Origin of the sequence: Pseudarthrobacter sp. NBSH8 (genome assembly GCF_014217545.1) — a bacterium.
In the GTDB taxonomy this organism is placed as follows: domain Bacteria; phylum Actinomycetota; class Actinomycetes; order Actinomycetales; family Micrococcaceae; genus Arthrobacter.
The window spans coordinates 2237979-2253387 of record NZ_CP043178.1 but is presented as its reverse complement, the minus strand read 5'-3'; the positions used below and the strand labels follow the sequence as shown (position 1 = coordinate 2253387).

Annotated in this window: 12 protein-coding genes and 1 pseudogene; 8 read left to right on the top strand and 5 right to left on the bottom strand. The window is 66.2% G+C overall.

Going from position 1 to position 15409, the window contains the following annotated elements; translation table 11 throughout:
- Positions 1 to 27 precede the first annotated feature (27 nt).
- From FYJ92_RS19025 to FYJ92_RS10350, 3 genes and pseudogenes are all read right to left on the bottom strand, one after another.
- Positions 28 to 213 (bottom strand): annotated as a pseudogene (locus FYJ92_RS19025) (hypothetical protein); the annotation flags it as partial.
- A 342-nt stretch (positions 214 to 555) separates the two neighbouring features.
- Positions 556 to 2178 carry a DUF349 domain-containing protein gene (locus FYJ92_RS10355; protein WP_185260669.1) on the bottom strand — a complete coding sequence of 541 codons (1623 nt, stop codon included), beginning with the start codon at positions 2176 to 2178 and terminating at the stop codon, positions 556 to 558.
- A gap of 66 nt (positions 2179 to 2244) precedes the next feature.
- Positions 2245 to 3045: a peptidylprolyl isomerase gene (locus FYJ92_RS10350; RefSeq protein ID WP_185260668.1), complete on the bottom strand. Its 801-nt coding sequence runs from the start codon at positions 3043 to 3045 to the stop codon at positions 2245 to 2247.
- Between the two features lie 235 nt (positions 3046 to 3280).
- Between FYJ92_RS10350 and hisS the strand changes: the two genes are divergently transcribed.
- Positions 3281 to 4663 (top strand): histidine--tRNA ligase, encoded by a 1383-nt coding sequence (gene hisS / locus FYJ92_RS10345; RefSeq protein ID WP_185260667.1) that lies wholly within the window; start codon positions 3281 to 3283, stop codon positions 4661 to 4663.
- Between the two features lie 20 nt (positions 4664 to 4683).
- Here the strand turns inward: hisS and FYJ92_RS10340 are convergent, their stop codons facing one another.
- Positions 4684 to 5940: an APC family permease gene (locus FYJ92_RS10340; RefSeq protein WP_185260666.1), complete on the bottom strand. Its 1257-nt coding sequence runs from the start codon at positions 5938 to 5940 to the stop codon at positions 4684 to 4686.
- Positions 5941 to 6050: 110 nt separating this feature from the next.
- Between FYJ92_RS10340 and aspS the strand changes: the two genes are divergently transcribed.
- Both aspS and FYJ92_RS10330 read left to right on the top strand, forming a co-directional pair.
- On the top strand, positions 6051 to 7838 hold the full coding sequence (aspS, locus tag FYJ92_RS10335) for an aspartate--tRNA ligase (protein ID WP_185260665.1): 1788 nt from the start codon (positions 6051 to 6053) through the stop codon (positions 7836 to 7838).
- A 70-nt stretch (positions 7839 to 7908) separates the two neighbouring features.
- Positions 7909 to 8751, top strand: coding sequence for an N-acetyltransferase (locus FYJ92_RS10330; RefSeq protein ID WP_185260664.1), 843 nt, complete (start codon positions 7909 to 7911; stop codon positions 8749 to 8751).
- Here FYJ92_RS10330 and FYJ92_RS10325 read toward each other — a convergent pair.
- Positions 8748 to 9458: an acVLRF1 family peptidyl-tRNA hydrolase gene (locus FYJ92_RS10325; RefSeq protein ID WP_185260663.1), complete on the bottom strand. Its 711-nt coding sequence runs from the start codon at positions 9456 to 9458 to the stop codon at positions 8748 to 8750. The two genes, FYJ92_RS10330 and FYJ92_RS10325, sit on opposite strands and share 4 nt — an antisense overlap.
- Before the next feature lie 75 nt (positions 9459 to 9533).
- On the opposite strand from FYJ92_RS10325, the gene FYJ92_RS10320 reads away from it, so the two are divergent.
- The 5 genes from FYJ92_RS10320 (at position 9534) to alaS (ending at position 15406) form a co-directional block, all read left to right on the top strand.
- Entirely contained in the window at positions 9534 to 10934 is a 1401-nt protein-coding gene (locus FYJ92_RS10320; protein WP_185260662.1) for a replication-associated recombination protein A, read from the top strand.
- A 264-nt stretch (positions 10935 to 11198) separates the two neighbouring features.
- Positions 11199 to 11825, top strand: a complete 627-nt coding sequence (gene rpsD, locus FYJ92_RS10315; protein WP_058932352.1) for a 30S ribosomal protein S4 — start codon at positions 11199 to 11201, stop codon at positions 11823 to 11825.
- A 145-nt stretch (positions 11826 to 11970) separates the two neighbouring features.
- Positions 11971 to 12345 carry a DUF948 domain-containing protein gene (locus FYJ92_RS10310; protein WP_185260661.1) on the top strand — a complete coding sequence of 125 codons (375 nt, stop codon included), beginning with the start codon at positions 11971 to 11973 and terminating at the stop codon, positions 12343 to 12345.
- Between the two features lie 17 nt (positions 12346 to 12362).
- Positions 12363 to 12608, top strand: a complete 246-nt coding sequence (locus tag FYJ92_RS10305) for a DUF6167 family protein (protein ID WP_219729655.1) — start codon at positions 12363 to 12365, stop codon at positions 12606 to 12608.
- A 119-nt stretch (positions 12609 to 12727) separates the two neighbouring features.
- Positions 12728 to 15406: an alanine--tRNA ligase gene (alaS, locus tag FYJ92_RS10300; RefSeq protein ID WP_185260660.1), complete on the top strand. Its 2679-nt coding sequence runs from the start codon at positions 12728 to 12730 to the stop codon at positions 15404 to 15406.
- Positions 15407 to 15409: the final 3 nt, after the last annotated feature.

Genomic DNA, 15409 nt, shown 5'->3' with positions numbered 1-15409 from the left:
GGCGTCGACGTGCAGCGCAATATCCACGGCGGTACGCAGCGGACTGGATACCATCAGCCCGCCCATGCTTACAACGTCGAACGGGCCCAGCCGGACTTCATGGAGCGTGCACCCCCGGGTGTTGCGGAGGCTCGAAATCCGCCGCTTCGCATCCACAAGTAACGCGAGGCGGTCCGGTTCAGCAGCACAGCCATAGATCCACGCCGCCGTCATCCGCCCGGCCACCACGCGTTGCCTGACCGCCGCCGGCACCGCGCTCGCCACCGTTCTGGCCCGAATCTGGGGAGACGCGGCAGCGTCCGGCAACGTGAATCCGTGCTGGTGGAACTGCGCCAGGACGCCGTCCGCTGCCAGCGACTGGAGTTCGGGCCACGCGAAGGGCTTCCCCGGCGAATACAGGTCCGGGTATTGGGGCGGTGAGGAAGTGGCCATCCCTCCATCTTGCCGCGTCGTCCTTAACCCGCACAGGCCCGGTCCCGGTTATGTGGATAACCGGGGCCGGGCCTGGGGGTCCTGCGACAGCCGCCTAACGAAAGGCGTCCTACAAACTACTGACTAGGAGAGTTCGCTGGCCGAGCGCTGGATCTGGTCCAACCAGGCCTGCCTCGCCTCGAGGGCCTCGCGGGCCCCCTTGATCTTGCGCTGGTCGCCGGCTTTTTCGGCCCTGGCGAGATCGTCCTGCAGACCGGAAATGGCTGCTTCCAGCTGGGACAGGGCGCTGTTGGTGCGGGCCTTCGTCTCGGGGTTGGAACGCTGCCAGTTTTCCTCTTCGGCGTGGCGGACAGCGTCCTCCACTTTGCGGAGGCCGGCTTCGATGCGTCCCATGTCGGCGCGGGGGACCTTGCCGGCTTCTTCCCAGCGGTCGCGGACAGACTGAAGCGCCTTTTTGGCAGCGGCCAGGTCCTTGACCGGCAGGATGGTGTTCGCTTCGATGAGGAGCGCTTCCTTCACCGTGAGGTTGGCGGCGTATTCCTGGTCGATCTCCTCGTTGGCAGCCTGCCTGTGTGTGAAGAACACGTCCTGGGCGGCACGGAAACGTGCCCAGAGGGCGTCGTCGTCCTTGCGGCTGGCGCGAGGTGAGGCTTTCCACTCATCCATGAGCCGGCGGTATTCGCCCGCGGCGAAGCCCCAGTCGGTGGACGAAGACAAGGCCTCGGCTTCGGTGATGAGCTTTTCCTTGGCCGATTTGGCGGCCGAGTTGGTGCTGTCCAGCTGGGAGAAGTAGGCGCGGCGGTGACGGTCGAAGACGGTACGGGCGGCACGGAACCGCTTCCACAAGGCGTCCTCGTTGCTGCGGCCGAGCCGGATGCCGCCCTTCTGGGCTGTTTTCCAGCTTTCAAAAAGATCGTTCATCCGGGCGCTGGAGGTCTTCCACTGGATCTGTGCAGGATCCTGGCCCGAGATCTCTTCGGCTTCCGCCACGATGGCCTCACGGGCCGCGAGCTCGGCAGAGCGAACGGCGTCGTGTTCCGCCTTCTCTGCCTTTTCGAGTTCGGCGATCTGCACGGAAACAGCATCCAGCCGTGCTTCGGTGGAACGAATGTCTCCCACCATGTTCCGCTCCGCGAGCTGCTCGCGCAGGTGTGTGACGGTCTTCTGCATATCCGTGCTGGGCGCCTTGGAGCTGATGCGCTGCTCCAGGAGCAGGACCTGCGCAACAATGTCGTCATACTTCCGTGCGAAGTAGGCAAGGGCTTCGTCGTTGCTGACTCCGGGGTACTGGCCCACCGGGTGCTCATCGCCGTCGATCGTCAGGAATACGTGGCCGTCACCCTCGACACGGCCCCACTTTGCGGCTTCCGCCAGCGAGGTCGCGGAGGCGACGGATGCCGGTGCTGCCACAGGTGCGGCTGCTGCCGGCTTGGGCCGGGCGGCGAAGGCTGCCGGTGACGGAGCGGGTCGAGCTGCCGGAGCAGGCGCCGGTGCCGGGGCTTCCTCAGCGGGAGCCTGAACAGCCGCGCTGTCGTCAACGGCCGCAGGCTCTTCAGCGGGGGGCGTACCGGCCTCGTCACCCTCAAACGGGGCGGCCACGCCGTCTTGATCCACGTCCGCTGGAGCCTCGGTTTCAACCGTGGCCTGCTCGGCGGTTGCCTGGACAGCGTCTGCCTGGTCAGCCACGGGGGCTGCTACCTCGGTCAGGTCTGCTGTTGTTTCGTCGGATTTCTGACTGTCTGTCACCGCTAAAAGTCTTTCGCTTGGAGGGAAATACTCACGTACTGCACCGCGGCCATGAGGCCTGGCTTCCTACTTCAGAGAAACCGAGTCTATCGTGACTGGTTGCACAGGTGCTCCGTCTGATGCGCTGGAGCCGGGGGTGATTCCGGCGGCGGCAATGGCGTTCACTGCTTCCATTCCGGAGGTCACCTTGCCCACCACCGTATAGCCCCCGGCCGAGTCGGCGGGAATCACTGTGTCTTTGTAGACCACAAAGAACTGTTTGCCGTTGCCGTAGGCGTTGTCGCCGGACCGGGCTATTGCAATCGTGCCTGCAGGGTAGGCGTTGTCTGCCGGAGTGTTTTCGAGAGGTCCCCAGGTGTACCCGGGGTCGGCGGCAGCGGTGGCCCCACCGCACTGCAGGAGTCCGAAGGTTTCACCCGTAGTCAGCCGGTGGCACGCGCTGCCGTTGTAGAAGCCCTCGTCCGTCAGTGCTTTGAAGACCGCGGCAGCCTGGGGTGCCTTGGTGCCGTCGATTTCGACGCCGAGCACGTTTCCGTTCAGTGCCATTTCACCGGTGAACACCTTGCCAGCGGCGGTGTCCGCGGCCGGGATGTTGGCGCCGTTCGTGGCGGGCGCGGAAGGCGCGGGGGAGTCCCTTGGGTTGGTCAGGCCGGCCACACCGGCGGCGTATTCGTCCTCCGTGGGGTTGCCGGCAAAGGCAGTCAGCTGGAGCACGACGGCGAGCAGGACGGCGGCGGTGCCGGCGCCGGCGGCGATGAGGTTGTCGCGCTTGCGCCGTTTTTCCTGGTCCCGCCGCAGCTCGCGCTTTGCCTCCATCTGCTGGATGCGCCGTTTGGCTTCGCGGGCGCTGCGTGAACTGGCCGCCAATGGTCCTCCTGTATGTCGGGCCGTGTCCGGTCAATACTGAATCCGAACGCGGGTGTCTGCCGGCCGCCCTCTGCGCTGCCGGCCGCCGTATTAGAGATGCCGGCGGATGACGCATAAACTGACTGCCGCACATAGTTTATGCATGAGTTGCCGGACTGCCGCCGTTCCCCGCCCGTTTCGGGTGGAATGCCGGGCAAAGTCTCAGGCACCCTTCATCAAGAGGAGAACATCCACCATGGCACGCACCGCCTCCCTGTCCGGATTCCCCGAGTGGCTTCCCGAGGAGCGGCTGGTGGAGCTGCACGTGTTGGACACCCTTCGCAAGGTTTTTGAGCTGCACGGTTTCGGGTCCATCGAGACGCGTGCCGTGGAAACCGTCGGCCAGCTCTTGCGAAAGGGTGAGATTGATAAGGAGGTCTACGGCCTTAGCCGCCTTCAGGACGACGACGCCGATACCTCCGACGCGGGGAAGGCTGGCAAATCTGACCCCAACGCCCTCGCCCTCCACTTCGACCTCACGGTGCCTTTTGCGCGGTACGTCGTCGAGAACGCGGGATACCTCGCGTTCCCGTTCCGGCGCTACCAGATCCAGAAAGTCTGGCGCGGGGAACGCCCGCAGGAAGGCCGGGCCCGCGAATTCACCCAGGCAGACATCGATGTTGTGGGCGACGGGGAGTTGCCGTTTCGCTATGACGTGGAGATTGCCCTGGTCATCGCGGAAGCCTTGAGCGCCCTGCCGATTCCGGACTTCCGCCTGCGGATCAACAACCGCAAGCTTGCCGAGGGCTTCTACCGGGGCATCGGCCTTGACGACACCGCCGGCGTGCTCCGCAGCATCGACAAGCTGGAAAAGGTTGGCGCAACCAAGGTCGCAGAGCTGCTCAGGACTGAACTGGGTGCTTCCGATGAGCAGGCGCAGGCGGCGCTGAAGCTGGCAGGAATCCGCACCGAGGACACCTCGTTTGTGGCCCGGGTCCGGGCGCTCGGCGTGTCGAATGACCTCCTCGAGGAGGGCCTCAATGAACTGGAACAGGTGATCGCGGCCGCCGTGCAGCGCGCGCCTGGCAAGGTCATTGCCGACCTCAGCATCGCCCGCGGCCTGGACTACTACACCGGCACGGTGGTGGAGACGGTCCTGGTGGGCCACGAACAGCTCGGTTCCATCTGCTCCGGTGGCCGCTACGACGCGTTGGCGAGCAAGGGCAACCGCAAGTTCCCAGGCGTCGGCCTCTCCATCGGTGTGACCCGGCTGGTGTCGCGCATCCTGAGCCAGGACCTGGCCAAGGCCTCACGGTCGGTCCCCACCGCCGTGCTGGTGGCGCTCAGCACTGACGACAGCTGGGATGCGGCGCAGGATGTCGCTGCCCAGCTCCGCAGCCGGGGCATTGCCACGGAAGTGGCTGCCAAGGCGGAGAAGTTCGGCAAGCAGATCAAATTCGCGGACCGCCGCGGCATCCCGTTCGTCTGGTTCACCGACGACGACGGCAAGCACCAGGTCAAGGACATCCGGTCCGGCCAGCAGGCCGACGCCGATCCCGCAACCTGGGCGCCGCCGTCGGAAGACCTCAAGGTCCAGGTCAGAACAGCGCTCGAGGCAGCAGCCGGCCAGCCGGCCTGACCGGCGCAGTTTGGCGCCGGCTAGCGGCGCAGTCGAAGCACCCCGAAGCGGACGGCCGCTCCTGCGGCCAGGACAGCGGCCATCCCCAGCACTGAGGCGGGCGGCAATGTGAAGGCCAGCAGCAGGCAGCTGATGAAGCCGGCCACATTGAGCCACCGTGGGCCGTGGGCCGGATGCTCCTCCAGGGTGTACGCCGCGGCGTTGGTCACCGCGTAGTAGATGAGCACGCCGAAGCTGGAGAACCCCACCACCGTCATCACGTCAGTGGTCAGGATCAGGAGAATCACGACGGCGGCCACCGCCAGTTCTGCCACGAACGGCACCGTGTGCCTGCCGCCCACACGTGCCAGGGGCGCCGGCAGATCGCGTTCCCGCGCCATGGCCAGGGTGGTGCGGCCCACCCCGGTGATGAGGGCCAGCAACGCGCCCAGGCAGGCCGCTGCCGCGCCGGCCTGGACGACCGGTGCGCCGGCGGCCAGCTGCGACTTAACCACTGCGTCCAGCAGCGGGGCCGAAGCGGCGGCCAACCGGCCTTCGGTCAAGTGGTTCTGGAGCAGCAGCGCCATCGCCAGGTAGATAACGAAGGCTCCGGCGAGGGCCGCCAGGATCGCGCGCGGAATGGTCCTGGCCGGGTCCTTGACTTCCTCGCCCAAGGTGGCGATGCGCGCATAGCCGGCGAAGGCGAAGAACATCAGGCCGGCGGCCGGCAGGACGCCGCTAATGCCAGCGGCAGCTCCGCCGTCGGCCGTGCCGCCTGTCGAAAAGCCGGACGGATGCGGCCCCACGATCGCGGCAACGGCGACAAACACCAGCGTGGCCAGGACAACGCACAACAGGATCCTGGTCAGCAGCGCTGTGCGGGTAATCCCAAACAGGTTCACAGCGGTCAGCGCCACGACCGCAGCGATGGCCACCGGCACTGCGTAGCCCGGGGAGACATAGTGGCCGAAGGTGAGGGCCATGGCGGCGCAGGAGGCCGTCTTGCCGCTGACAAATCCCCAGCCGGCCAGGAAACCAGGCCATTCCCCCAAACGTTTGCGTCCGTATACGTACGTTCCGCCGCTCGCCGGATACCGTGCGGCCAACTCCGCGGAAGCCACCGCGTTGCAGTAGGCCACGGCACCCGCGATCAGGACGGAGAGGACCAGGAAATGTCCGGCCAGTCCCGCGGCCGGGGCGAAGACCACAAAAACGCCGGCCCCGAGCATGGAGCCGAGGCCGATGGACGTGGCGTCAAACACGCCGAGCCTCCGTTGCAGCTGCTGGTGTTCGGACATGGGGTAGGCGGGCCTTTCCAGCGGGTAAACTCAGACGGGATTGTTCCCGGAACGATCCTATGCAGTTTTTATCTTTTGTTTTCCTGCTGTCGTCTTCAGAAAGGCGTGCTGTGCTGCGCACACATGACCTCGGATCCCTTCGCTCCGAGCACATTGGACAAACCGTAACCCTGGCCGGCTGGGTGGGCCGCCGTCGTGATCACGGTGGTGTTGCATTCGTGGATCTGCGCGATGCGTCCGGCGTGGCCCAGGTTGTGGTCCGTGAGGAAGAGGTCTTCCACGGCCTGCGCAACGAGTACGTCCTGCAGATCACCGGCACCGTCTCCAAGCGCCCCGAGGGCAACGAAAACCCCAACCTTGCCAGCGGCGCCATCGAGGTCATCGCGGACAAGGTGGTTATCCTCAACACCTCCGATCCGCTTCCGTTCCAGATCGATGAGCACGTGGAAGTCGGTGAGGAAGCACGGCTGAAGCACCGCTACCTTGACCTGCGCCGCCCCGGCCCCGCCCGCAACCTCCGGCTGCGCTCCGAAGCCAACCGGATTGCGCGCGAACTGCTCCACCAGGACGGTTTTGTCGAGATCGAAACCCCCACGCTGACACGTTCGACGCCGGAAGGCGCCCGCGACTTTGTGGTGCCCGCCCGCCTGGCGCCGGGTTCCTGGTACGCGCTGCCGCAGTCCCCACAGCTTTTCAAGCAACTCCTGCAGGTGGGTGGCTTCGAGAAGTACTACCAGATCGCGCGCTGCTACCGCGACGAGGACTTCCGCGCCGACCGCCAGCCCGAATTCACCCAGCTGGACATCGAAGCAAGCTTCGTCGACCAGGACGACATCATCGCGCTCGGCGAAAACATCGTCAAGGCGCTGTGGAAGCTGATCGACATCGAGATCCCCACCCCCATCCAGCGCATCACCTACGCAGATGCGATGGCGCGCTATGGCTCGGACAAACCCGATCTCCGTTTCGGCGTGGAACTGACTGAGCTCACCGAATTCTTCAAGGACACCGGCTTCGGCGTCTTCAAGGCCCCGTATGTCGGCGCCGTGGTGATGCCCGGCGGCGCTTCCCAGCCGCGACGCACCCTGGACGGCTGGCAGGAATTCGCCAAGCAGCGCGGCCACAAGGGCCTGGCATACGTCCTCTTCAAGGAAGACGGCGAACTGGCTGGCCCGGTTGCCAAGAACCTGAACGAAACCGAGCGTGCAGGCCTCGCCGACGCCGTGGGCGCCAAGCCGGGCGACTGCATCTTCTTCGCCGCCGGTGAGAAGTCAGCGGCCCGAGCCCTCCTGGGTGCTGCCCGCGTGGAGATCGGCCACCGCACCGGCCTGATCGATCCCGGCGCCTGGGCCTTCTGCTGGGTTGTTGACGCCCCCATGTTCGAACCGGCCGCCGCAGCGGTGGCGTCCGGCGATGTGGCTGTTGGTGCCGGAAAGTGGACGGCCGTCCACCACGCCTTCACCTCGCCCAAGCCCGAGTTCATGGACACGTTCGACAAGGATCCGGAATCGGCCCTGTCCTACGCGTACGACATTGTCTGCAACGGCAACGAAATCGGTGGCGGCTCTATCCGTATCCACGAGCGTGATGTCCAGGAGCGGGTCTTCGAACTGATGGGGCTGGACAAGGCAGATGCCCAGACTAAGTTCGGCTTCCTGCTCGAAGGCTTCAAGTTCGGCGCTCCTCCGCACGGCGGCATCGCGTTCGGCTGGGACCGTGTGGTTGCACTGCTGGCAGGGGTGGAGTCCATCCGCGACGTCATCGCCTTCCCGAAGACCGGCAACGGCTACGACCCACTGACGCAGGCACCCGCACCAATCACGGCGCAGCAGCGTAAGGAAGCGGGCGTGGACTTCAAGCCCCAAACGAGGCCGGAAGAGCCCAAAAAGGCCGAGTAATCTGAATACGGCGCTCGAGAGGCTCCCCGGGAAACCGGGGGGTCTTTCGCATTCTGAAGGGTGGTATGCCATGACAATTTCAGTCCCAGCACCGTCCATGCCGGGGCTTGAGGCGATGATGGATGCGGCCTGGCCGGCCCCGGAGCGCGAGGAGTCCGACGGCTGGGTGCTTCGCGCGGCCTCCGGCGTGACCCAACGCGCGAATTCGGTCTGGCCGCGCGAGCCGGAAGGCGAGACCCACGAGCAGCACGAGGCTCTGCGTGCGGCGCGGCTGTGGTACCGCAGCCGGCGCCTGCCCCTGATTTTGCAGGTCTTTGATGATCCCCGCTCCACCGGACTGAATACCGTCCTCGACGGGGAAGGCTTCACCCGGCAAGCCGAAACACTGGTGATGTGCCGGAGCAGCGGCGCCAACGGCGCGGACCAACCTGCGGCTCGACCAGCGGTGACCCACCCCGCGGTGGCCGATCCCGGCGTCGAGATCTCCACGGACGCCAGCGATGAGTGGCTTGCGCTGTGGTGGAGCGTCGATGGCCGTGGCGGCCCGGGCGGGCGGGAGACAGCACGCCGCATCCTGGCAGGCTGCCCGTCGGTGTATGCCCTGGTGAGGTCCGACGACGGTGCCCCCGCCGCTGTCGGACGGCTGGCTGTTCCTGACGCGGAGTCGACAGGGGATTGGGGCGGGCTTTACTGCATGGCCACCCGCCCGGACGCCCGGCGGCGCGGCCATGCCCTGCGGATTATGCGGGCACTCCTGCACGAAGGCGGCGCCCGGAACTTAGCCGGCTACTGGTTGCTGGTCACTGTAGCGAATTCCGGCGCCCAGCAGCTCTACGCCAAGGCGGGATTCCGGGAAACCGGCCGCTACCTCTACCGGCAGGAACGGCCCAAGCGCCATCTGACCGGCTGCTAAGCGGCCGGGAAATTCGGGTTGGTCGTCCGGTTGGTCGCCGGTGCGTCTGCGACCTGGATCCTGACGGCGCAGACATCCGCGGCGGCCTTCCGCAGCACCGAGCCGCTGGGATCGGGCACATCCAGGAAGTCCAGCCGGGGGAGTGAGGCATAGGGCCTCAGGGCAGGGTGGCCCATGACCAGCCCAGCAAGGGTCCGGTCCCCGCCGGGAGCAAGATACTCCAAAGGCTGGCCGCCGAAGACTGCTGCTGCATGTGCTGCCACTTTCTCCACCAGCTCATCCGCCTGGTTGGCCCGGCGGCGTGCGAACCGCTGCTGGGACTGGCCACCGGCCGCAGTCCGGGACTGTACGTAGCGGGTGCCCGTTTTGGACGCGAGCAGGATGCCTTCCCTGGCCACGGCCGCCGCGTAGCCGCCGCGCCGCACCAGGACCAGTCCGGCCGTCCGGGGCTGGGCGGCGACGGAGGCCAGGCGCGCCAGCGGATCGGCTCCCCGTCCAGGGCGTCCGTCCGGTGGCCAGGGCGCCTGGAGCAGCGCTGTGGTGCCGTCGGCCGCCAGCAGCCGCACGCCGGCGTCGTCATCGCTGATCCGGAAGCCGCCGTGCGCGGCCCCGAAACGCTCCGCCCATCCGGGCAGGCGTTCGCCGGACACAAACGCGGTCCTGACGGACCCCGGACGGCCGGCGCCGGTGGTGCTGCGTGCGCTCATGGCGGGATCCCTTAGGTGGCGGGCAGAAAATGGCGGGCGGAAATGGGGCGGTGAACTAATGAGTAGCCTATCTATGTGGATGATCTCTTCGCCCAAGGGCATGGCAATGACGACGACGACAGTGACGAACCGCCGTCGTCCGGCCGTACCGCCGCGCCGCGCAGCCCCTTGGCCGTCCGGATGCGGCCACGCACGCTCGATGATGTGGTGGGCCAGCAGCACCTGCTGGGGCAAGGATCGCCATTGCGGCAGCTGGCGGCCGGCACGGACGCCCTGGGTCCGGCGGGCCCCAGCTCCCTGATCCTCTGGGGACCGCCCGGGACCGGAAAAACCACGCTCGCCCACGTGATCGCCAAGGGCAAGGGGCGGAAGTTCGTGGAGCTGTCGGCCATCACCGCGGGCGTCAAGGACGTTCGGCGCGTCATGGACGAAGCCCTCACAGCGCGGGATCTGTACAAAACCACCACGGTGCTTTTCCTCGACGAGATCCACCGCTTCAACAAGGCACAGCAGGATGCCCTGCTGCCCGGGGTGGAGAACCGCTGGGTGGTGCTCGTGGCGGCAACCACCGAAAACCCGTCCTTTTCGGTGGTCTCGCCGCTGCTGTCCCGTTCCCTCCTGCTCACCCTGAAACCACTGACGGAGGCGGACATCGAAGGGCTCCTGCAGCGCGCCGTGTCCGACGATCGCGGCCTGAACGGGAAGGTGGAGCTCGGTGCTGAGGCCTTGGCCCACCTCGTCAGGCTCGCCGGCGGCGACGCGCGCCGTGCACTGACAGCCCTCGAAGCGGCGGCGGGCGTGGCATTCGGGGATGCGGACGACGCCGATGCCGAGTCGCTGGTCACCGTCGAGCTCAAGCACACCGAACGTGCCCTGGATGTGGCCGCCGTGCGGTACGACCGCGCCGGGGACCAGCACTACGACGTCGCCAGCGCCTTCATCAAATCCGTCCGCGGGTCCGACGTGGACGCCGCACTGCACTACCTCGCCAGGATGCTGGAGGCGGGGGAGGACCCGAGATTCATCGCCCGGCGCATTGTGATTTCGGCGGCGGAAGACGTGGGAATGGCGGACCCCACGGCGCTGCAGACGGCCGTTGCCGCCGCCCAGGCGGTGCAGCTGATCGGCATGCCCGAAGGGCGGATCGTCCTGGCCGAGGCCGTGGTGCACCTGGCCACCGCGCCGAAATCCAATGCCGCATACATGGGGATCAACAAGGCAGTCGCGGATGTCCGTGCCGGCCTGGGCAACGGGATCCCGGCGCACCTGCGTGATGCGCACTACCCGGGCTCCAAACAGCTGGGCCACGGGCTCGGCTACAAGTACGCCCACGATGCCCCCCATTCCGTGGCCAGCCAGCAGTACCCGCCGGATGACCTGGTGGGCCGGGACTACTACGAGCCCACCGGCAACGGCGCGGAACGGGACATCGCCGTGCGCCTCGAACGGCTGCGGAAGATCATCCGCGGTTCCTGACCGGCGTGCGCTATGGAGTGCACCGGCAGTGCTGCCACCGGAGTGACGCGGGTGAGCGGCGGCCGGAGTGTGGGATTGCAGTCGAATCCTGCTAAGATTGTTCGTTGTCTGGCAAGGCGCGGACGCAATCTCCTCATCCTTCAGTATTTCCTGCTGGTTCGTTGGAGTAGCCCTGTGCCCAGTAGCAAAAGGCAGCGGTTGGCCGATGCTCTCCATTATGGAGGCCAGTAACACTGACACACCGCAGATATTGGAAGGACACAAGTGGCTAACAACACTCGTGCTCGCCGTACAGCACGCCTCTCGCGTGCACTCGGCATTGCTCTGACCCCCAAGGCCGCCAAGTACATGGAGCGCCGCCCGTACGGCCCCGGTGAGCATGGCCGTGCCCGCAAGAAGCAGGACTCCGACTACGCCGTACGTCTGCGCGAAAAGCAGCGTCTGCGCGCCCAGTACGGCATCCGCGAAGCCCAGATGACCCGCGCCTTCGAAGAAGCCCGCCGCACCAAGGGCCTGACCGGTGAAAACCTGATCGAACTGCTCGAAATGCGTCTTGACGCCCTCGTGCTGCGTGCCGGCTTCGCCCGCACCATCGCCCAGGCCCGCCAGCTCGTTGTGCACCGCCACATCATGGTTGACGGCATCCGTGTTGACCGCCCGTCCTTCCGCGTCAGCGAAGGCCAGCTTGTCCACGTCCACACCCGCAGCGAAACCATGGTTCCGCTCCAGGTTGCAGCAGCCGGCGCACACCGCGACGTCCTGCCCCAGGTTCCGGCCTACCTGGACGTCAAGCTTGACGCCCTGCAGGCCCGCCTGGTCCGTCGCCCGAAGCGCTCCGAGGTTCCCGTAACCTGCGAAGAGCAGCTCGTCGTCGAATTCTACGCACGCTAAATCCCAGCAGCGTATCCAAAGAAGCCCGTGGCAAGCGCCACGGGCTTCTTTGTATGTAAGGTACTTGGGGGACATCTGCGGAACGCATCAAGGCAGCGTACGCGGAGATAAAAGATCCATGTCAGTTTCAAGGAGTTGAACGTCTATGTCTGGTGGCGATATTGCCGGCCTGATCGCGGCCGGAGTGTTCGCACTCCTGGTGCTGCTGCTCGCCGTGCCCATCCTGAAGCTCGGCAGTGTGCTGGAAGAAATTCGGACGTCCATCCGGTCCCTCAGCGATGGCGCCACGCCCCTGATGGACGAAGTCACGGCGACGGTCTCCACCACCAACCAGCAGCTCAGGAAGGTGGATGGCATCGCCTCCAACGTTTCGGATGCGTCGGCAAACCTTTCGGCACTGTCATCGCTCGTTGCAGCGACCGTGGGTTCACCGCTGATCAAGGTGGCGGCCTTCAGCTACGGCGTGCGCTCGGCCCTCGCCAACCGCAAGAAGCCTTCCCCCGGCCGTCGTAGCCGCTAAGCCACCGGAGAACTGAAATGAAGCGATTTGTCTGGATGGGAATCGGCGTGGCCATCGGTGTCATCGCTTTCCGTAAGATCAGCGAAGCCCAGTCCAACCTGGGGCCCGAGGGCCTGAACCGCGCCGTAGGCAGGCTGGCCGACGGCGTGTACGACTTTGCCGATGCCGTGCGTGCCGGAATGCATGAGCGCGAGACGGACCTCCGGGCCGCCCTCGGGATCGATTCCCCGGCCGTCCCATCGCGGGATCCAGCCCGGCGCTGAACGCACGGGAAAATCGCGCCGGAATTAAACCAGCAGCCGCCGTTTGCCGGCGCTGCCGTCTGAATCAATAAGTCATGCGTGGCACAACGCGTGAACCGAGAAGGGTATGTAATCAGCTCATGAAGTCGCAGGAGATCACAAAGCGCTGGGTGGACTTTTTTGTCAGCAAAGGGCACACCGCGGTTCCCTCCGCCTCGCTGGTCTCCAGCGACCCCTCCCTCCTGTTCACCGTGGCCGGAATGGTCCCGTTCATCCCTTACCTGACTGCCCGTGAAGAGGCACCGTTCGACCGGGCCACCAGCGTTCAAAAGTGCATCCGAACCGGTGACATCGAAGAGGTGGGCAAAACCGCCCGCCACGGCACGTTCTTCCAGATGTGCGGCAACTTCTCCTTCGGCGATTACTTCAAGGAAGACGCCATCAAGTACGCCTGGGAGTTGCTCACCAAGAGCGTGGACGACGGCGGCTACGGCCTTCCGCCGGAACTGCTGTGGGTGACGGTTTACGAAGAGGACGACGAAGCCAAGGAGCTGTGGCTGACAAACACCGGCGTTCCGTCCGAGCGTATCCAGCGTATGGGTAAGGCCGACAACTACTGGCACACTGGCCAGCCGGGCCCCGCAGGCCCCTGCTCGGAGATCTACTACGACCGGGGCCCTGCCTACGGCGTCGAGGGCGGTCCCATTGCGGACGAAAACCGCTACGTTGAAATCTGGAACCTGGTGTTCATGCAGTACCAGATTGACAACGTGCGCTCCAAAGACGACTTCGACGTCGTCGGGGAGCTGCCCAAAAAGAACATCGACACCGGCCTCGGCATGGAGCGCCTCGCGATGATCCTGCAGGGCGTCGAGAACATGTACGAGACCGACCAGGTCCGGCCTGTGATCGACAAGGCAGCCGAACTGTCGGGCCGGGAGTACACGTCGGCCGAAACACCCGAGGATCCGCACCACACGGACGACGTCCGCATGCGGGTGGTGGGCGACCACATCCGTTCGGCCCTCATGCTGATCGCCGACGGCGTGACCCCGTCCAACGAGGGCCGCGGCTACGTCCTGCGCCGCCTGATCCGCCGCGCCGTGCGTTCCATGCGTCTGCTCGGCGTCGAAAAGGCCTGCCTGCCGGACCTGCTCCCCGCCTCACGTGATGCCATGAAGGGCGTCTACCCCATCGTGGCAACCGACTTTGACCGCATCAGCCGGATCGCCTATGCCGAAGAGCGGGCCTTCCTTCGCACCATCGCTTCAGGCACCGCCCGCCTCGAAGACGCCGTGACGGAGTCCAAAGCCGCCGGAACGGCGCTGTCCGGCGCCGATGCCTTCGCCCTGCACGACACCTACGGATTCCCGATCGACCTCACGCTGGAGATGGCTGAGGAAGCCGGCCTCAAGGTCGATGAGCCGGAATTCCGCCGCCTGATGCTCGAACAGCGCCACCGTGCGCAGGCCGACGCGAAGGGCAAGAAGGGCGGCCACGCCGATCTCAGCGCCTTCCAGGAGCTGCTGGCGCAGGGCGAGACTGTCTTCACCGGGTACACCGAGCTGGATGGTGAGTCCCGGGTCCGGGGCATCCTGAGCCGCGGACAGAACGTGGGGCACGCCGCCACCGGCGACGAAATTGAACTCGTCCTGGCGGAGACCCCGTTCTACGCTGAGGCAGGCGGCCAATCGGCCGACACCGGCCTCATCACCGGTGACGGATTCGTCGTCGAGGTCCTGGACGTCCAACGGCCCCTCAAGGGCCTGAGCGTCCACAAGGCAATCGTCCGCGAAGGCGAGATCGGCACCGACTCGCTGGTCCGCGCCGCCGTGGACCGCGAGCGGCGCCACGCGGCCGAGCAGGCCCACACCGGCACGCACATTGTGCACGCCGCCCTGCACCAGATCCTCGGCCCCGAAGCAACCCAGCGCGGTTCCTACAACAAGGCCGGCTACCTGCGCTTCGACTTCGCCTGGGGCGAAGGCCTCAGCACCGCCGCGCGTTCGGAAATAGAGGAAGTTTCCAACCTCGCCATCCGCAACAACTTCCGCGTGGAGACCAAGGTCATGGGCCTGGCAGAGGCCAAGGCCCTGGGCGCCATGGCGCTCTTCGGCGAAAACTACGGCAGTGAAGTCCGTGTTGTGGAGATCGACGGCGCGTGGTCCCGGGAACTCTGCGGCGGCACGCACGTGGCAAACACGTCCCTGATCGGCAGCCTGTCGTTGCTCGGCGAGCAGTCAGTCGGTTCAGGCAACCGCCGGGTTGAGGCTTTCGTGGGCATGGATGCTTTCCGCCATCTGGCCGCCGAGCGCGCCCTGGTGACTGAACTGACCGAGATGCTCAAAGTGCCTTCCGGCCAGCTCGCCGACAGGATCGCCAGCACGCTGAACAAGCTCAAGGCCACGGAGAAGGAACTCGACCGCCTGCGGAAGGAACAAATCGCCGCGGCGGCCGGAAACCTCGTGGGCACAGCACGGGACGCAGCCGGCATCCAGGTCATCGCACACGACGCCGGCCAGATCGGCGGGGCAGACGACATCCGCAACCTCGCCCTCGACCTGCGCAACCGCCTCGGTTCGGGAGCATCCACCGTGGCAGTGGCCGGTGTCAGCAATGACCGGCCCATGATTCTTGTGGCCACCAACGAAGCAGCCCGGGAAGCCGGGGTGAAAGCCGGTGCCCTGGTCCGGATCGCGGCCGGAATCCTCGGCGGCGGCGGCGGCGGCAAGGACGACGTTGCCCAGGGTGGCGGCACGGACGCCGCCAACATCGCACCGGCGCTGGCCGCCGTTGTGGACGCCATCTCCCGGCGCTAGGGA